This window comes from Salipiger bermudensis, from assembly GCF_017309175.1.
GTDB lineage: Bacteria > Pseudomonadota > Alphaproteobacteria > Rhodobacterales > Rhodobacteraceae > Salipiger > Salipiger bermudensis.
This window is the reverse complement of sequence record NZ_JAEKJV010000004.1, coordinates 202,547-223,433: the sequence shown is the minus strand read 5'-3', so window position 1 is coordinate 223,433 and position 20,887 is coordinate 202,547. Positions and strand designations below refer to the sequence as shown.

General features: G+C 67.0%; 1 protein-coding gene (only partly in view). It reads right to left on the bottom strand.

What is annotated here, in order from left to right:
* On the bottom strand, window positions 1–20,887 hold the 5' portion of the coding sequence (locus tag JF542_RS07490; protein ID WP_207075366.1) for a hypothetical protein. It extends 9,236 nt beyond the left edge of the window; 20,887 of the gene's 30,123 nt are visible here — the first part of the coding sequence; it begins with the start codon at window positions 20,885–20,887; its stop codon lies off the left edge, out of view.

Below are 20,887 nucleotides of genomic sequence, written 5' to 3'. Positions count from 1 at the left end.
AGTAGACCGTGTTGATGTTCATGTCGCCGGCGCGCTCGGTGATGTTGATGTCGCCGGTGCCGCGCGCGGTCAGGGTCGCGCCGACAGTCTGGTCGACATAGACCATGCCGTCGCTGCCGATGCCGCCATCGCCGGACTCGAGCACGAGGTTGTCGGAGGTGATGTTGGTCGAGGCGCTGTTGCCGCCGTTGCTCAGCTCGCCCTGCGCCCGCACCCGGAGGTTGCCGTCGACATTCAGCGAGCCAAGCTCGATGGCGGATTCCGAGCCCACATAGCTCTCGCCGCCTGCGGTGACATCCAGCTGGCCGGTCACCACGATGTCGAGATCCTCGCGCAGTTGTACCTGCACCATCGACAGCTCGACATACTCGTTCACGTCGAGCGTGACGCCGGTCTCGGTGGTGAGCGCGGGGCCGTCCACGGTGATCGTGGTGGCCGTGGCAGCGGTTATCTCGTAGAGCGTCTCGTAATCGTTGGCGTTCTCGGTGTCGCCGGCGAGGATCAGCTTCATCCCGGCGCGGTAGTCCGAGAAGTCTCCGTTGCCGCTGAGCAGCGTGATGGTGTTGCCCGAGATGTCGACGGTCATGTCCTGAAGGTCGACGCCGCGCGGATCGAGCGCGAGGCCCGAGACATGCACCGCGACGTTGGTCTCCGACGACGTCAGCAGCACGCGCGAGGTGTCGAGTTGAAGCGTCGTGCCGCCGTTGGTGATCGCTTCCACGGTGTAGAACGGGCCTTCCTCGGTGGCGTTGGCGCTGTTGCCCTCCACTTGGATGACCTGACCGACGAGATCGCTGTCCCAGGTGCCCGAGCTGCGGGTGATGGTGTTGGCCGAGGCGTCAAAATCGACGGTCGCGCCTAAGCGGTCGGTGGTCAGGAAGAACAGGTCGTCACGCTCGGCCGCCGAGAGCAGCACGCGCTCATCGGGCGTGAGTTCGGTGTCGGGGTCGATGGCGATGGACTCGAAGCCCTCGGTGGCGCCGATCTGGCCCGAGACGTCGAGCTCGACATTGGCGCCGACGATGTTGGGATCCTCGATCACCGTGTCGGTGTCGGTCACCGGCACCAGAAGGCCCGCGCCGATGGCGTTGATCAGCTCGTCCTCGGTCCAGATCTTGATCGAGCTCTCGATCAGCTCGTTCTCTTCGGTGGTGAGCTCGTATTCCCACGTCTCGTCATAGACATCCGGATCAAGCGGGTTCGAGATCCCGCCGGTATAGCTGCCCCAGACGGCGTCGAGGTTGCGATACTGCTCGGTGCGGCTGGTGCGCAGTGTCAGGATCGCGTTGGCAACATAGGCGGCCACGTCTCCGGCCCCCTCCGAGATCGCCTGCGCGGTGTAGAACTCCTCGTAGTAGGCTTCCTCGTCCTCGGTCAGCAGCAGCATCTGAGCCGCATCGTATTCCGAGGAACCGGGCCGGAAGGTGAGATAGAAGTCCGCCGCCGCGGCGTCGAGCGTGGCGTCGTCCCAGCCGGGATTGGCCTCGGCCAGATCGAGACGGTATTCCTCGACCTGCGCCAGACGGGTCTGCCAATACTGTTGGTACTCCGAGGTCTTGGCGTTGGCGAGCGTGTCCTTGACCTCGTTGAGCTTGTCGGTGGCGTTGCCGGTATAGACCTCGACGCCGTTCTCGTCGGTCTCGTAATCGGTGAGCTTGAGCGCACCCCAGACACCGTCGCGCAGCTCCGAGACGGCGCGTTCATCGGTCTCCTCGATCTGGTTGCCGTCAAGCAGGTCGCCGGAGAGCACGCCGAGATAGACATCGCCCTGGGCCTGGATCTTGAAGAGCCGCAGGTCGCCATCGGTTTCGACCACGTAGACCGCGCCCTGCAGCGCCGTCGCGGTCAGCAGCGACTGGTCGCGGGTGCCGGTGTCGATCTGGATGGCGCGCGCCGAGGCGCCGATGTCGCCATCCTCGGCGATCAGGTCGATGGCATCGCCGATGATTCCGTGGTTGCTGGACGCGGCAAGGATCGAGCCCGCCGAAGTGATCACCGCGTCATAGCCGCCATTCGCTGCCGAGATCATGCCCAGCGTCAGGTCGCCGACGGTCTCGTAGAGGCTGACGATGCCGTCGCTCGCGGTGGCATCGATGCGCTGTCCGGTGACACCCTCGATATCCGAGAGGTTGACGTGCACGTCCTCGAAGGCGCTGCCGATGGCGCGGGCGCTGAGGCCGATGGTGCGGCCACCGATCTCGCCCGAGATCGCACCGCCGGTGTTGGTGGTGATCACCCCGGTGGTGTTGAGCTGGGTGTGGCCGTATGCGTTGCGCAGCGGCCCGTCGACGGTGATGTCCGAGGCCCCGGCATTGACGACGATCGAGCCGGCATCGTGGCCGATGAATGTGATCCCCACCGGGCGGTCGGCCTCGATGGTGTGGGTCACGTATTCGACGCTGTCGGTGACGGTCGTGTACTGGAACCAGCTGTAGTTGGTGCCGTACCAGGTCGACCAGTGGTCATAGCCGGTGCGGTTCGGCCCGTTCACGTTGCCAACCACCTCCACGCTGTCATAGGTGTAGGCGTCGCCATCCTTGGCGGTGTCGAGATAGAAGTAGTTGGAATCCGGGACAAGCTCGCCCTCGGTCTTGGTGCTGTCGGTGCGGTCGGGCGCGCGGCTGTCGGGCGCGAAGGCGTCGATGCCGAGCCAGTCGCCCTCGGTCCACTCCTCGACCAGCACCTCGCGGGTGCCCTGCGCCAGCATCCAGCCGTAGCGGTAGCCGGCTTCCGGCGTGTAGGTGAACTCCTTGTCCGAGCCCTGGCCGACGAAGCCGCCGCCATTGTCGCTGATCTCGACCACGCCGTCGTCGTTGACCTGGTAGATCGTGGTGTAAGGCACGCCGTTGGTATCCGGCTTGGCCAGGTCCTTGATGATCAGCTCGCCGGTGCCGCGGGTGGTGGCGTCAAGCTCCTGCACGATGATCTCGGGGGTGTAGCCGCCCGCGAACACCATGCTGTTGGTGATCTCGATCTCGGGATAGCCGCCATAGACGATGATCTCACCGTTGCGGGTGTTCATAACCCGTGCGGTGATGTCGACATAGCCGCCGCCGGGACGCAGCGGCGTGACGAGCACCGCGCCAAGCCCGGCATTCGCGGTCGGGTCGAAATAGATCTGGAAATCGGGGTTGGTGGTCGGCAGCAGGATGGTGGTCGACGAGCCGCTCTGGCGATGCTCGTCGATCTTGGCGCGGGTGGTGTCGTCGAGGGTGACGTGGAAGTCCTCCTCGCCCGACTGGATGATGCCGTTGATGTTGAGATACTGGCTCTCGATATAGATCCGGTCACCGGTGATCGACGCCTCGGTGGGCGTCACCGCGAGGAAGTCGTCGATGGCGGTCTGATCGACCTCCTCGGCGTTCTCCATCCCGGCGGTGCGGTTGACATAGTCGTCGCCGGTCAGGTCCGAAGTCTTCCACTTCGCGTAGGGCTCGCCGGCAAGGTGGTCTTGCGTCGCGCCGGTGTCGAGGATCGTGGTGCCGTTCGACAGGGTGCGCACCTCGAGGCCGTTGACCTCGGCGTTGATGATCACCGAGCCGGTGGACGATCCGTAGCCCGAGTTGTTGTCGAGCGTGATGTCGCCGCGCAGGTTGAGCACCGGGCCTTCGATGAACAGGTCGGGCCACACGGCGGTGTTGGTGTTGGGATCGCCATCGTTGAGCACCGCGCCAAGCGCGTCGTAATCGATGGTGATGTTGATCTCGGGCACGCCGCCCGAAGGCGTGGTCGAGGCGGCGGTAAAGCCGAAATTGGGTGCGATCGTGGTCCAGTAGCCGCCGTCATCCTCGAGCACCTCGGCATTCTCGGCAAGGATCGCCGCGCCGGGATCGCCAAGCATCGAGACGTCGACGCTGTTGAAATAGACCCCGCCATTGACCTCGGGGATTTCGGCCCCGTTGATCACGAGATAGGCGGCGGTCTGGTTGGTGATGTTGATCGAGGCGTCGCGCGGCGTGTCGAAGGTGCCCGAGCCGTAGAGCTGGTCGGTGATGATCTCGACAAGGCCCGCCTGCGCGAAGACCGGGTCGACCTCGATGACCTGCACCGTCGGTTGCAGCGCCACCAGCTCGTCTTGATCGATGTCGATCACACCATTGTTGTTGTTGTCGAACCAGTTGGCCTCGCCGAAGGCCAGCATCTCCTCGAGGATGCGCTCGATCTGGTCCTGGTAGAACTGCACGAGGTCCTCGTTGACCAGTTCTCCATCCGCGTCGGTGACGTTGTAGAGCGCGAGGTTCTCGCGCGCGATGTCGAGCTGGGCCGAGCGTGTCGTCTCGACCTGCTCGAGCTTCACCGTGAAGGGAATGTCCGACTCTTGCCCGTTGGTGGTCAGGTCGAAGCTGCCGGTGCTGTCGGGCCCGGTTATCGAGCCGGGATCGAAGGTCCAGGTTTGTACGCCGGCGCTGGTGGTGGAGGTGCCGATGAAGCTGTTGGTGTTGGCGTCGAAGGTGATCGTGAGATCCTTGTTGCGCTGTGCGCCGGTGCGGATCGTGCCGTCATTGACCACGCTGCCACGCGCCACCGCGGCGCCGAAGCCCGGCCCGAGATTGGCGTTGTTGCCGCCAAGCGCGGAATCGATGGCATCGCCCACCGCCGATGCCCAGTTCACACCCTTGGCCTTCACGTCGAGATTGGCGATGCCAAGCTCGTCGGAGAACAGGTTGATATTGGCATACCCCTCGAGCAGCGCGCCGCTTTCGACGGTGATGGTGTTGTCGGTGATGACCACCGCGCGGGTCTCGAGATCGTCGATCGGGATCAGCGAGCCGGCGAAATTGTCGACCCGAGCCTTGAGGCTGTGGTCATAGATCCTGCGGTCCATATCGGTGCCGGTGGTCAGGTATGCATCGCGCCCGGCGGTGACGGTGCCGCCGATGGTGATCAGGTTGTCGGGGGCGAGGTCGATCTTGGCATGACCCAGCGCCACGGTGCCGAGGCCATAGGTCTCGGACTTCGAATGCAGGTCGATGTCGTGAAGGCCGTTGGCCTCGAGGATCAACTGGCCCGCCGCGTCGATCACCGCGTCGTCGCCGACCACGATCTCGGCCAGCAGCGTGTCGGCATGCAGATCGATATAGGCGCCTGCGCCCGAAAGCGCGCCGGCGGTGAACAGCGCCACGTCATCCTCGATGTCGAGCGCGTTGAAGGCCTTGGCGGTGAAGCTGCCGTATGCGTCCGTGGTGGTGATCTGGCTGTGATCGTCGACGACGACCTGCGTGGTGAGGGCAATGTCGATCTGCGACGAGGACAGCGCGCCGCTGGCAAGACCGCCGGCGTCGCCATCGAGATGGTTGCCGCTCACACCGTCCTTGACGACGGTGTTGGTGGCGGCGGCGAAGATGCTTTCGGCGGTGACGTTGGCACCGGTGGAGTCATCGTCGGCGGTGCCGAAACGGACCACCACGTCGGCGGTCACGTCGGTGTTGGCCTCGGCGCCGCTGCCGGCGATCAGGCCGTAGCTGTCGGTCTTGACCAGCGCGTTGGGGCGCGAGGTGAAGGCGGCGGTGACATTGAGCCCGCCGGGCACCTCGTCGATCTGGTCGGCGTAATAGGCGAGGATCGAGGCGTTGTTGGTCGCGACCTCGATGTCGGCGCCGTCGTTGATCTGGGCAAGAACGTCCGCATCGATGGTGGCGGTGGGTGCCGCGCCAGCGCCGGCAACCGCGCCACCGGACCCCGCGCGGGTGTCGGCGGTGGCCTCGGCCTCGCCGTCGGCGCTGACGTTGACCAGCGCGGCGGAAATATCGGCATTGTTGCCGACCCGCGCGGTCGAGCTGACATCGGCGTCGGCATTGGCGATCGAGGCCCCGATCCCCACCAGGCCGAAGGCGGCGGAGTTGGCGTCGGCGTATTGCGAGCTGTCCGCGATGGCCGCCACGTCGACCACGATCAGCGCGGTGATGTCGGCATTGGCACCGATCTGCGCGGTGACGTTGTCTTCGACCCGGGTTTCCGCCAGCGTGGAGGTTGCGCCGATGAGGCCGCCCGCGGCGGCGTGCGCCTCGGATATGGCGTTGGTATTGTTGTTGAATTCGTCGGTGCGCGCTTCGACACTGAGAGTGTCGACCGTCATCGTGCCGCCGCCGGTGGCGGTAACGTCGCTGGCGACGAGGACATCGACGAAATTGGCCGATGCGGCAAAGCCCGAGGCCAGAGACACGCCCACGGCGAAGCCGTCGGCCATGGCGCGCGAGGTGGCGCCGATGGCGACGTCGGTGGCATCGACCTGCACGCCGGTGACGCTTGCGGTGACCTCCGGTGTCACGTCGAGATCGACGAAGCTGCCTGCCGCGCCGAAGGCGGCAAAGCCCAGAGACAGCGAGGCGGTGACGGTTTCGGCCTCGACCCGCGGACGGGCCTCGGCGGTGACGGACATGTCACCCGAGAGCGTGATGACGTCGTCGGTGCCGCTGCCCGAGACCAGCGCCTCGGTGGTCGAGCTGTTGCGCCCGCGCACCTCGGTGCCGGCGCCGGCAACGCTGAAGCCCAGCGAGATCGAGGCCGAGACGGCGGCGGCGGCCGCGGCGGCGTAGGTGTCGCTGTCATCCTCGGCATTGACCGCGAGATCGGCGGCGGTGACATCGGAATTGTCGACCTGCGCGCGGATCGTGTTGTCGACGCTGTTCTCCGACAGGCCCACGGCGATGGAGACCGAGCCTCCCACGAGACCGGCGGAACCCGCGACGCTGGCAGCGCCGACGAAGCTGTCGATGACGGAATTGTCCTGCGCATCGACGGTGACGGTGTTGCCCGAGGCGGTGACGCCGCTGTCGTCGATCTCGGCGATGACGGCGTAGTCGATCTCGTTCAGCGCGTCCGAGCCGCTGCCCGCGGCGGCGCCGGCCACGGCGCCGCCTGCAATGGCGACCGAAAGCGCCACAACGGTGGCATCGATCGTCGCGTCGTCCATCTTGGCCAGCACGTCGACATCGCCGCCGGCGGTGACCGTGCTGCCGTCGATGGCGGCGAACACGCCCGATCCGTCGCCGTTGCCGATGCGGTTCTCGGCGAGGCTGACGCCGATCGAGGCGCCGAAGCCCCCCGCGCCGACGCCGATGGCCGCGGCGGCGGACAGCACGATGGCGTCGATGGTGGCATCGCTCTCGGCGCTCACCAGCACGTCGGTCTGTGCATCCACGGTGGCATCCGTGATCCGCGCGGCGGTGGCGCCGATAATCTCGTTCTCGGCGTAGGCGCCGGCGCCTGCGAAGCTCACCCCGACGAGCCCGCCCGACACCGCAAGGGCGGCGGCGGCGGTGCCGGCGGTGATCGCGGCGGTGTTCATCGCTTCGATGGTGACGGCGCCTGCGGTGCTCTCGACCCCGTCATCGGTGTTGCGGATCTCGGCCAGCACGTCGCTGCCGATGGCGTTGAAGCCGATGCCGATGCCGGCAGAGACCGCCACGCCCACCATGCCGAAGCCCGCTGCCACGGCGACCGAGCCGCCATAGGCGTCGATGGTCGAGGCATCCTCGGCCGAAACGCTGACCGCCGAGGCGCTGATGCCAGTGCCGTCGCCGTCGATATAGGCCTCGGTGGTGGCGTCGATGACGTTCTCGGCATAGGCGCCGGATCCTGCGACCCCGACGCCGACCTGACCGGCGGCGACCGCTGCGGCGCCGGCGAAGGTCAGAGCGCGGATCGACTGGGCGCTCTCGGCGTGGATCGTCAGATCGCCGCTCAGATCCATCGTCGTGTCCGAGGCAAAGGCCGAGACCGCGCCGGTATCGGCGACGGTGTTGCCGGTGAGGTCGCGACCGATGAAGTTGCGCGCCACCGAGACGCCGATGCCCACGCCGACGCCCACCTGGCCCGCGGCCACGGCGGCGGAGACCGCCAGCACGGCGGCGTTGATCTCGACATCCGAGCGCGCGTCGATCACCACGTCGCCGCTGCCGGTGGTGGTGAGATCGGCGCCCGAGGTGGAGGCCGCGACGTTGGTCTGGATGGCGTTGAGCGCCACCGCACCGGCCCCGGCGATGCCGACCCCGATCTGGCCTGCCGCGACCGAGAGCGCCGCCGCGCCGGAGACCGCGTTGATGCCGGCCTTGCTGGCGAGGATCTGTCCGTTCACGAGGCTGAGCGCGACCGATCCGCCTTCCTCGTCGATCGCGGTCCAGCGCTCGCCCTCTTCGAGGGCCGCGACCTTGACCGTGCCGACGATTTCGAAGCCCTGTCCGCGAAGCGCGTCGGCAATGCCCTCCGCGAGGATTGCATCGGCGGCGAAATCGACTTCGTCGCGGGTGTCCTCGCCGTCCATTTCGGCCACCGCGAGGTCATCGAGATCGCTGACGCTGACCGGGATCACCACGTCGGCGACGGGCGCGTCGATCGGCAACTCGGGCGTCGAGGCACTGATGATGATGCCCTGCGCGCCGCTGGTGCTGACCGCACCATCGGCAATGGTGGCGGTGACATCGTTGGCGATGTTGTTGATCGCGACCGAGATCCCGATGGACACCGCAACGCCGGTCTGGCCGAAGGCCGCCGAGATCGCCATCGCCGCCGAGACCGCGTCGATGGAGGAGATGTCGTCGGCGTTGACCACCACGTGGTCGGCCTGCATGTCGGTCGCGGCGCCCGCGATGCGGGCCGAGACGTCCGAGTTGATGCGGTTCTCGACCGCCGAGCCGCTGCCCGAGACCGCCACGCCGACCTGTCCGCCAGCCACGGCAACCGCGCCGGCGAGGCTCGCCGCCCTGATCGCCTGAGTGCTCAGCGCATCGACGGTGACCCCGCCATCCGCGGTCACGTCGCTGCTGACGATGGCGGCGTCGACGACGGCCGCGGCCTCGTCGAGATTCACCAGCTCCCACAGGTCGGTGTTGCCGTAATCCTGCGAATTCAGAGCGTAGGGCGCGGTATTGTCATCTTCGTCGATGACGTTATCGGCCTCGGTCACCGTGTCGCCGATATAGCGGTAGACGTCGCCCTTGCGGGCGCCCTGCTCGATCAGGACGGTGGTCGAATTCTGGGTCAGCTGAGTGACACTGTCGCCGGTGGTGTTGCCATAGGCCACGGTGCCCTGCTGGTAGCCGATCAGGTTGCGCGACACCGCGACGCCGATCGAGGCGCCGACTCCGGTCTGGCCCACCGCAACGGCGGCAGACGCGGCGATGACGATGGCGTCGATGTCGCCCGAAGCCTCGGAGGTCACCGAGACGCCGCCCAGCGTGGCGGTCACGTCACTGCCCGAGATCAGCGCGCGGGTCTCGCTGCCGATGCGGTTGGTGGCCTCGGCGCCGGCGCCCGAGACCGCGACGGCGGTCTGCCCGAAGCTTGCGGCGATGGAGGCGGCACCTGCGAAGGCCGAGATGTCGGCGGCATTGTCCGCCGCCACGGTCACGTCGCCGCTGCGCGCGGTCACGCCGTCATCGGCGTTCTGGATGCGAGCGATGACGGTGCCGCCGATGTCGTTCTGTCCGAGGCCGAGCCCGATGGAGACCCCGACGCCGGTGCTGCCCACCGCGACCGCGACCGAGGCCGCTCCCGCGAAGGCATTGATCTCGGAAGTGTTCGTGGCCGAGACGGTGATCGCGTCGCCTTGCGTGTCATCCGCCAGAGCGCCCGCGTCGCCGTCGATGGCGGCGAGCACGTCGACATTGATGGCGTTCTCGTTCCACACGCCCGAACCCGAGACCGCAACACCGGTGGAGCCGACCGACACCGCGACCGAGCCCGCGAAGGTCAGCGCGTTGATGCTCTGCGCCGCGTCTGCGGTGAGGATGAGATCGCCGCCCGCGTTGACGCTGCTGTCGGAGAGATAGGCCTTCACCTCGAGCGCGTCCTCGTTGCCCAAGCGGTCCTGCCCGAGGAAGTTGCGCGCGATGGCGACGCCGATCGAGGCGCCGACACCGGTCGAACCCGAGACGGCCACGGCGGCGGAGGCGGCGATCACCGTGGCATTGATGGTGCTGTCGCCCTGTGCGTCGACCACCACGTCGCCGGCGGTGCCGACCGTGGCATCGTCGATATGGGCCAGCGCGGCCGAGGTCACGACGTTCTCGGCATAGGCACCGGCGCCGCTGACGGAGATCGAGTTGGACGAGCTGACCGAAACCGAGACCGAGGCGGCCGCGGCGATGGCGTTGATGGTGGTGCGCTCGACCACCAGATCGCCGTTGTCGAAGCTCAGCACGAAGCTGCGGCCCGCGCCCTCGCCATCGCCGTTGCTGTCCTCGACCACGGCGAGCCACTTTCCGAACCCGGCGCTCGAGACGCGCAGCGTGTCGGTGTCCGAGACCTGGTCCTGCGGTCCGAGCGCGCCGTTCAGCGCATCGCGCAGATCGTCGAGGATCGCGGTGTCGGCGGCGAGATCGGCGGCATCGCGCGAAACGGTGTCGTCTTCCTCGTCCTCGGGCGTGCCGTTGTCGTCGTTGACCATCGCCGCTTCGGCGGCGTTGTCGAGGTCGTCGCCATCGAAGCCGGGCGAGCCGACGCTGAAGCTTTCGCCCGCCGAGGTTTCGGCCGAGACGATCAGCGAGGTGGTGTCGAGCGGCTCGACCGCGCCGGTGCCGCTAACCGCGACATCGGCGTCGGCGACATAGGCTTCTGCCTGGTTGGAGATCTCGTTCATCGAGATCGCCACACCGAAGGCCACCGAGACCGCGTTGGCCGAGGTGCCGACGCCCACGGCCACCGAGGCCGCACCGGTGATGCTGTCGATGGTCGAGCGGTCGAAGGCCTGCACCCTTCCGGTGGCGAGCTCCAGCGTGCTGCCGCCGTCGCCGCTGATATAGGCCGCGGCATCCGATGCGATGCGGTTGCGCGAGAAGCTGCCGCTGCCGCCCACGGCGGTGCCAGACTTGCCAACCGCCACCGCCACGGCGCCTGCCAGCACCAGCGAGCTGATGCTCTGCTGGGTCAGGGCTTCGATCTCGAGCGCCGCGTCGGCGCCGAGCCCGGTGGTGATGCTGCTGTCGTCGAGATGCGCCGAGGTCAGCGCGCCCTCGCGCGAGAGGCCGACCTGCTTCCACTTCTGGGTGTCGCCGTAATCCTCGACCGAGAGATCGACGGCGCTGGCCTGACCCGCTCCGATATATTCGTAGAAGCGCCCGCGATGCGCCCCTTCGGTGACCTCGACCACGTCGCCTTCGGCCAGCGCTGTGCTGTCGTCGCTCTGGTGGTCTGCGGCGACGGCAGTGTCCTGCCAGCCGATCATGTTGTCGGAGACCGAGGCGCCGATGGCCACCGCGGTGCTGTCGCCCGAGGCGGAGACCGAGACCGAGGCGGCAACGGCGACCACGGTGGCATCGATGCGCGAGACGGATTCCGCCTGGATCGATACGGAGTTCGCCACGAGATCGCTGTCCACGATGCTGGCCTCGGCGCCGCCGAACAGGCGGTTGACCGCGACCGCGCCGCCGACCGAGACGCCAACCGCGTTGCCGTCCGCCGCGCCCGAGACGCTGGCCGCGACCGCGGCGGCGGTGGATTCGATCACCCCGTCGCGGCTGGCGATGAGGGCGATCTCGCCGGTTGTCGCCTCGACGCCGCTCGACGCGATGCCTGCGTCCACGGTGTTGCGCAGGGTGTTGCGGGCGATCGAGGTGGCCACGGCCACCGAGAGCGACTTGCCGGTGCCGACCGCGATGGAGGCGGAGGCTGCGATGTTCTCGGCGTGGATGAAGCTGGTGTCGATCGCCGAGACCGAGACGTTGCCGGTGGCGGTCTCGACCGTGGGCGCGTTGAGGATCTGCGCTTCGGCGGCCGAGCTGCCCCGGTTCAGCGCCACGATGGGCGCCACGGTGATCGAGGTGTTGTCCTCGAGCGCGATGGAGGTGGCGAGCGCCGCGTTCAGGATATCCGCGGTCAGGTCCATGTCGCTGGTGGCGTCGACCGAGACCCCGGTCTCGGCGGTGACCTCGCTGCGTGCGATGCTGGCCGAGGCCATCGCCGGGATCTCGTCGGCGGGCAGCAGGCCGAACAGGGCGTCAATGGTGTTGAACAGCAGGTTCTGGCTGTTCACCCCGACCGAGTTGAAGGCCAGTGTGACGCCGATGCCGTAGCTCTCGCCGCCGCCCTCGGCCACGGTGGTCATGTCGATGTCACTGTCGATGAAGGCGGTGTTCGCCGCCTCGACCGTGACCGCTCCGAGCGCGCTGTCGACATCGCTGTCCTCGAGCGAAGCCTCGGCGGTCGAGAGCACCACGTTGGTGGCGATCAGCGCGTTGACCGCGAGCGTGGTGCCGCCCTCGCCGAAGGCGCTGCCGCCATCAGCGGAGACATCGCCGATATTGTGTGCCTCGATGCCGGCATTCTCGGTGGCGATGATGGCGATGTCGCCGGTTGCGGTGTCGACGGTGGCCTCGTCGACGCGGGCAATGACGCCGCCGCGCACGTCATTCATAGCGGCCATGCCGCCACCTGCGGTGGCATCGGATTCCGAGAAGTTGAGGTTGATGCCAGGCGGCAGCAGGCTCTCGATATCGAGCGGGTCGATCTTCACCCAGTCGGCATCGGCATCGTAGTCGAGCGTGGAAAGATCCACGTCGGTGCCGGTCTGGTCGGCGCCGAAATAGATGTAGAGCGCCTCGGGCTCGGCTTTGTTGGCGTCGTAATCGTCGGCGATGTAGACCATGTCGCCGAAGGTCACGCCGCGCTGCACGCCCGAGCGGGTGGTGTACTGGTACTCGTTGACCACGTTCTCGAGCGACGTGAAGATGATGCCGAGACCCGCGTCGTTGGTGACCGTTGTGGTCACCTCGAGCGTGTTGGTGACGTCGATCAGGTTGTTGTCGGTGGCCTCGACCCGCACGCTGCTGCCGGCGTCGATGTCGTTGGCATAGCCCGAGTCGTCGCCGACATCGGTCCAGAGCGTGGCGCCGAAGCTCTCGGAGGCGAGGTCGATCACCGCCTCGGGGCCGCTGTATTCGTAGACCGTACCGTCGAGCGCGATCACACGGTCGCCGGTCTCGACCCTCTGGGCGCCGTCGGCGGCGCGCAGGTTGGCCACGTCGATATAGGCCTTGGCCGCGCCCGACACCTTGTTGGTCGCCACGATGGCGCCCACGGCGGTGCCGCTGGCGTTCTCCAGCGCCGCGGCGGCGGATGTGGCCTCGTTGCTGGTGGTGGCGATGATCTTGGCATCGTTGCTGCCCAGCACCTCGACTTTGCCCGCGGCATTGACCGAGGAGTTCAGGATGTAGGCCTCGGCATCGACCGGTGCCTCGCCGTTGAAGGCCGAGGAGATCAGCGGATCGCCGAGGATCCCGTCGAGCGTGTTGAACAGCACGTTCGACGGCTCCCAGCCGACCGAGTTGAAGGCCAGAAGCACACCGACGCCGGTGTCGCCGCTGCCGACCATGGCGAGGTTCTCGGCGGTCAGGTTGGCGGTGTTCATCGCCTCGACCCGCACGTTGCCAAGCCCGCTGCCAGTGTCGCCGGCGGTCAGCGCGCTGTCGAGCACCGCCGCGTCGGCGCCGCCCTGCAGGACGTTGGTGGCGATCACGCCGTTGAAGGCGATGGAGGTGCCCTCGCCGAGATTGCTGCCGCCAGAGGAGGATGTGGAGGCATCGACATTGGCCTCCATCGTGGCGTTCTCGATTGCCTCGACGACGATGTCGCCGTCATCAGAGCCGACCGTTGCGCCACGGATCACTGCCTCGACATCCGACCGCAGATCGTTGAGCACGACCAGTGTGCCGACGCCGACGGAGTCGCTCTCGGAGACATTGCCGAAGCTCGGGATGCCCTGCGTCGTCTGCGTGGGCTTCCAGAGGTTCTTGTCCTCGTAGTTGACGCTGTTGATATCGATGATGCTATCGGTGCCGAGATACTCGTAGACACCGCCCGCGACGCCGCCGCCGCTATAGCCGTCGTCAAGGCGCACCATCTCGCCGAACTTGACCGTGACCTCCTGGAGGCCGGCACCGCTCAGCGCCAGCCAGTCGGCCTGTTGCAGATCGTTGAGGGTCTCGGCCGCGACCGCCTGGCCACCATCGTTGGTGGTGGTCGAGCTGCTCACCAGCTTCGAGTTCGACCACAGGCCGATATCGTCCTGAGCCCGCACCGTGACGGTGCCGCCCGCGCTGATCTCGGTCAGGGCGGGGGCATCTTCGTTGTCGATCGCCGCGTAGGCCCGGCCGCTCACCTTGTTCGAGGCCAGCACCACGCCGACGCTCTTGCCGCTGGCATCGGTCTGCGCCGAGGCCTCGGAGACGGTGGAGTTCGACACCGTGGCGTTGAGCTTCTCGGTCGAGAGCGCCTCGACGGTCAGGTCGGTGCCGGCGGTGAGGTCGCTGTCGATCACCAGCGCGCGGGCCATCGAGGGGTCTTCGCCGTCGAGCGCTTCGGAGATCAGCGGATCGCCGACCAGCGCGTCCACCGCGTTGAACAGCAGGTTCGATGCCTCCCAGCCCAGCGTGTTGAAAGCCAGCGTCACGCCGACGCCGGTGTCGCCGGTGTTGGTCTCGGTCTGGGTGGTGGCGTCGAGCACTGCGCGGTTGTCGGCGAGGATGTCGATGGCGCCGCCCGCGTCGAGCACGCTGTCGCGCACCAGTGTGGTCGCCGAGGCGCGCACCATGTTGGTGGCGATGGTGGCGTTGACCGCAAGCGACTCGCCGGTGCCCCAGGCGCTGCCGCCCGAGGACGTGACGTTGGAGGTCAGCCGCGCCAGCATGGTGGCGTCGGCCTCTGAGGAGACGGTGATGCCGCCGGAGGTGGCGGTCAGATCGATGCTGTCGACCGTGGCGCGGGCCTCGGAGCGCACGTCGTTGGTGACCACGATGCCGCCCACCGCGCGCGAGTTGCTCTCGGCGAGGTTGCCGACATTGGGGAAGATGTCCTGCGGCTCGACATTGCCGTTGAGCACCGTCCAGTTGTCCTCGTTGCCGAGATCCAGCGCCGGGATGTCCGCAAGGTCATAGCTCTGGATCGGGCCGGAATACTGGTAGTACTTGCCCGCCTCGGCGCCGCCATTGGAGCCGATATAGATGACGTTGCCTTCGATCAGGGTCTGGGTGCCGGAGAACGAGGTATAGACGTACTCGTTCTGCAGCGCCTGATTGGCGAGCGCGGTGAAGGCGTCCATGTTGTTGGACACCACCGCCGAAACCTCGATGTTGCTGTCGGCGCGGATATGGGCATTGTCGGAGGCCGACACGGTGATCTCGCCTCCCGCGGCGACACTGCCTTCGGGCAGGGTGTCGTCCTTCTGCTGCCAGTCGGCATTGTTGGCGTAATCCTGCGCCAGATCGCTCAGGTCGATGCTGAGGGGCGCGTTGCCGAGGGTGAAATCGCCGGGCTGGCCGTCGATCACGTCAAAGAGCACGATGGGGTCGTAGCCCGGCTCGGGCGGGTCGGTCTCGGTCGAGGCGAGGGTGGGGCCGGAATAGACCACGATATCGCCCTCGGACCACGCCCCGTGATCCTCGTGGATGCGGATGCGGTCGCCGGCCTCGAGCAGTTGCACGTCGCTGCGCGACGAATAGAGGAAGCTCTGGTCGGCGCTCTGAGTTTCGCCGACATATTCGTAGACCTCTGCGCCCACGCTGACTGTCTCGCCGGTGCTGAGGGTCTCGGGCGTGTCGGCATCGTCATGGCTGGTCGTCGTGCTGTTGCTGATCCACGCCGCGGTGTCCGAGGCGATGCGGTTGGTGGCCAGCAGACCGCCGCCGGCCGTGCCGTTGGCGCCGTACTTCAGATCCTTGATGCCCTTGCCCTTGTTGTCCTCCTTGGAGCCTTCGACATAGGCGTCGAACAGGGCGCGGTTGTTCTTGGCGATGGCCGAGGTCTCGTTGCCGACGCGGGCGTCGAGCAGGTTGGCCTCGAGCAGCACCAGCGTGCCTTCGCGGTTCTCGATGATCCAGGTGCGGCCGACGTCGTCCGAGACATACCAGCGGAACTGGGTCTCGACGGTCTCCACCGAGAGGCTGCCCTCGAAGGCGATGTCGGCGGCCTCGAACTCGGCCTGCAGGTTCTCGAGCGCGGCGGCATCGCCGGCTTCGTCCTCGTCGTCGAGCAGCTTTTCGTCGGCCATGTCGTCGAGCAGCTGTGCGGTGGTGTCGGTGAAGGCGATGTCGGTCAGCTCGGCGCTGGTTTCGGCAGTGACCGAGACGTCGCCCGTGGCCGAGACCACGGCATCCTCGATATAGGCCTGCGCGCCCACCGGCTCGGCCTCGATCAGGTAGTCCGAGCCGAGGATCGCGTCGATGGTCTGGAACAGCACGTTGCTGCCGTCGAAGCCCACGGAATTGAATGCCACGACCACGTTGATCGCGTCGCTGGCACCGGTCATCGAGCTGAGCGTTGTGGCATCGAGCACCGCGAGGTTCAGCGCCTCGACGGAGACGTCGCCGGCGGTGGCGGTCACGTTGCTCTCGGTGATCCGCGCCGAGGCGCGGGAGTTCAGCTCGTTGGTGACCATCAGGCCGCCATAGGTCTCGGTGGCGTTGATGGTGGAGCCATCGACGGCCTTCATCGTGGCGCGCTCGCGGGCCTCGACCGAGACCGAGGCGCCGGTGACATCGTAATCGTCGATAAAGGCGTTGGCGCCGCCCTCGGCCTCATTGCGGCTGACCATGACGTAATAGGCCTTGGCCGAGCCGGTCTTGATGCCTGCGCCCTTCGCCGCCACGCCGATCAGGGCAGGGGGGATGACGTTGGTTTCGTCGAGCTCTTTCCACAGGTCGATATCGGTGTAATCGGCGGTGACCAGCGGCACCGAAGCGCCCGAGCCCATGTACTGGAACCGCTTACCGTGCAGGTCGCTGTTCGCATGGTTGGTGCCGATGAAGACACGGTCGCCGAAGACGAGCGCCGGAGAGCCGGACTCGGTGGTGTACTGGTAGGTGTCGAGCAGTTCCTGCGCGAGGTTGTTCAACAGCCCGAGACCGAGGTCATTGGTCCGCGAGGCCCCGGTGTCGATCAGAGTCTGGCTCTCGAGCACGACCTCGTCGCTGGCGGCGACGCGCACCATGGCGGCGGCGGAGGTGACGCTCTCGCCCGAGGGCGTGGCATCGGTGTCGTCGATGAAGGCGTTGGCCGCCCCGGCGAGCATGTTCGAGGCCAGCACGCCCTGCGCCGCCATCGCTTCGGCGCCCTGGAAGGCAGAGGGGTCCGAGCTGACATCGGTGCCGATGCGGGCGGTCAGTTCGGCCGAGTTGGTGGCGGTGACGGTGACGCCGGCCTGGCCGGCCACGTCGCTGTCGATGATCCGCGCCTCGGCGTCCGAGAAGCTCTTGTCCCCGATATCGGTGCCGATCAGCGCATCGACGGTTTGGAACAGGATGTTCTCGGCCTCGTAGCCCAGCGTGTTGAAGGCGATGAGCACACCGACACTGTCACCGGCCGAGCTGATCGCCGCGTCCAGCTGTGCGTCCAGCGAGGCGATGTTGTCGGCCTGCACGGTGACGTGGCCTCCACCGGAGGCCACGTCGGCGGATTGCTCGACGGTGGCCAGCGCACTGGCATTGGCGGTGTTGACCACGATCAGCGCGCCCACGGCGACGGAGTCGCCCTTGTCGCCCTGCACCGAACCGCCGCCCGAGCTCGACACGCCGACATCGCCGGTCGAGGTCAGGCTGGCCATCTCGACGGCCTTCACGGTCATGTCGCCGACGGATTCCACGTCGGCGTTCGAGATCCGGGCTACCGCCTGCGCATCGAAGGTGTTGCGCACCGCCATGCCGCCGACGCCGACGCTGTCGCTGTCCGACAGGTTGGTCCCGGTGGGGATCAGCTCGGTCTCGGGCACCCGCATCCAGAAATCGGTGTCCTCGAAATCGGTGTCCAGAAGATCGATCTGGTCGGTGCCGTCGCCCATGTATTCATAGACCGTGCCGGCCTGGCCATTGGCGTCGTTGAAGGCGAGCCAGTCATAGTCGAGCCCGACGCGGTCGCCGAAGGAGACCGCCCATGTCGGGCCCGCCACCTGAGCGCCGGAGGAGTCCACCACTTCGGCGCCGTTGGTGCTGTAGGTCGCGGGCAGCAACGTGCCGAGCGCGGCGTCGACACCCGAGAGGCCGCCGTCATTGGTGGTGACCGACGAAGAGGTGACCTTGGCGTTCGAGGCGAGGGTGGTGGTGTCTTCGGCGGTCACGTCGAGCGCGCCGCCGGCGGTGATCGCACCATCGGCCGGCGCATCGACGATCTCGGCCACCGCGTCGGAGGCAATCTTGTTGTTGGCGAGGATCAGGGCAAAGCCCATGCCCTGCGCATCGTAGAGCGGGTTCGCGGTGGCGCTGTCCGAGGCCTGCGAGGTGGCCGAATTGGTCACCGTGGCGTCGATCAGGCTCTCGTTCCGGGCGCTGACGCTGAGCGCGCCCGCGGCGGCCACGTCGGAGGCCGAGACATAGGCATGCGCGTTCGACGGGTCCTCGTTGCCGAGATACTGGTTGATGCCGATCAATGTGTCGATGCCGAGCGCGAAGGCGTCGAGCACGTCGATGTCGAAGCCGATCAGGTTGAACGAGATGCTGACCCCGACTGCCGAGTTGTTGCCGCTGGTGACCTTGGTCGAGGCCTCCGAGAAGGTGTCGAGGATGGCGGCGTTTGTGGCGCCCACGGCGATGGTGTCGCCGGACACGTCGGCCCCGTTGCGGATCGCCGCGATGGTCTCGCCGCGCATCTCGTTGAAGGCCAGCGTGCCGCCGAAGGCGACGGTCTTGCTGCTCGCCACGAGGCTGGCCTTGCTGGGCGTGTTGCGGGTGTCGCGCACGCTCAGCGCTTCGGCATGAGAGACCAGCGTCTGGGCGTTCTCGGCCTCGACGGTGACGTTGCCGGTGGCGCTGACCGAGGCGCCGTCGATGGCCGCCTCGACGGTCTTGTCCATCTCCGAGATCGCCGCGGCGACCTTGATATCGGCGTTCGACTGTTCGCTGAGGTCGATGGCGGTCAGCTCGTCGAGATAGGCGTCGAAATCGTTCGACATGGAGGTGAGGCTGCTGGTGTCCAGCGCCGACACGTTCAGCGCGCCGGCCAGCGAGATCGTGCCCCCCTCGACCAGCGCGCGGGTGCTGCCGCTGATCGTATTGACCGAGATCTTGGCGGTGACGTCATAGCTCGAGCTGTTGCCCGCGCTGACGGACAGACTCGTCCCGGTGAAGTCGCCGGTGAGCTGCGCCAGAACGGTATCCGAGGCATAGAGATAGGTGGCGCCGATCAGCGACGCCTGCACCTTGTTCTCGAAGCTGCCGTCATTCATCGCCTCGATCGCGAAGGCGTTGCCCGAGGTGATGGTCCCGTCGACAATCGCTTGCGTGTCGCGGGTCACCGTCATGATGCCGATGGAGACCTCGAAATCGTCAAGCATCGAATTGATGATGCCGGTGGCGTCGGCGCCTTCGGTGCCGTCCTCGTCCGGTGTCACGTCGAGGATCAGCGACGAGCTGTCGCTCGCCCGTACGAGACCCGAGACGGACTCCCCCTGCAGGGTCGTGCTGCCGACGTTGATCTCGGCGCCCGACTGGATGGTGGCATGGGTGGTCACGTCGGCGATCACCGCGTTGGCGAAGGATCCGAGCACCGACTGGCTGCCGTCGATCTCGACATCGAGCAGGGTCGAGGCTTCGAGGCGGAAGGCGTCTGCGGTGATCTCGGACGTGCCGGCCACGTTGGCTGTGGCGCTGACCGTGGGCATCTGCAGCGGGTTGCCCTCGCTGAAGTTGAAATCCGAGAAATCCCCGGTGGCGTCGAGCACGCGCTCGGCATGGGCCGAAAGCGCGACGGTGCCCGAGGAATGGATGTCGCCCTGCACGTCGAGCGAGGCCGAGACCGAGCCGATGCCGGTGAGTTGCAGCAGGGTCAGCCCGACGCCCGACGCGGCGTTCGACGCCTCCAGCGTCACGTCGCCCAGCGGATTCAGCGCGGTCCCGAGCGAAACGCCGCTGGCGAGGGTGATGCCCTCGGTCTGGACGCTGAAGTTCATGCCCTCGGTCGCGGTGCTGTCCCAGCCGTCGATGCTGAGCGCGACGTCGGGGTTCAGCAGGCCGAACTCGCTCACGATGGAGAGGCTGTCGGTCGGTGCGTCGAAGGAGAGGCTTTCGAGCCCAGGGCCGTCGATGATGAAATCGAACCCGCCCGGATCGAGATCGAGCGAGGCGCTCTGCGTGCCGGGCAGCAGCGTCTGCATGTCGATGGTGATCGTGCTCGCGGTGTTGGTCAGGTAGACCGGCTCGAGCCCGGAGAAGCGCAGTTCGGTGCCGTCGATCAGGAAGCTGCCGCTGTTGGGATCCTCGGGCAGGTAGGTGACGCTCTCGCGCTGGCCGTCGATCACCAGCGTGTCGAAGCCACCGTCGCCGCCGTCGATCCCACCGGAGAGGGCGCCGCTCGCATCCAGAGTGAAGGTGTCGTTGTTGTTGGCGGCGCCGGTCAGGGTCTCGACATTGTCGAAGCTGAGGCTGACGAAGCCGTCGGTGGCCACGCCCGCGTCGGGCGCGCCGATGGTCCACTCTACGTCATTCGCCGTCTCGAAGGCGAGGCCATCGAGCCCCTCGCCGCCGTCGAAGCTGAAGCTGAGCGGGGTCTGGTCGCCGAAGCTCAGGCCGTCCAGCGTGATCACGTCGCTGCCCGCGCCGCCGGTGATCGAGACGCCCGAGATCTCCGCGAGGTCGCCGAAACTCAGCACCGTGCCGCCGCTTCGGTCGATGATCTGGACCCGCTGCACCTCGGTGGCGGTTTCGCCCTCGCCTTCGATCTCTTCGTGCAGTTGCACCAGCAGGTCGGTGTCGCGATTGTCCTGATAATACGCGCTGAGATCGAGCGCCAGGACGTCGCCGTTCAGCAGTACGCGCTGCTCGAGCGGGTCGAGCATGAGCTGCCGCGCCGCCCGTTCGAGCGCTGCGAAACGCCGTTTGTCTTTCCGTTTCAGTCGGCTCTTCACGCGACGGGTGAAGGGAATCCGCGGTAGCTGGCCGGGGCGTTGCTGGGCGAACGGAAATGACAT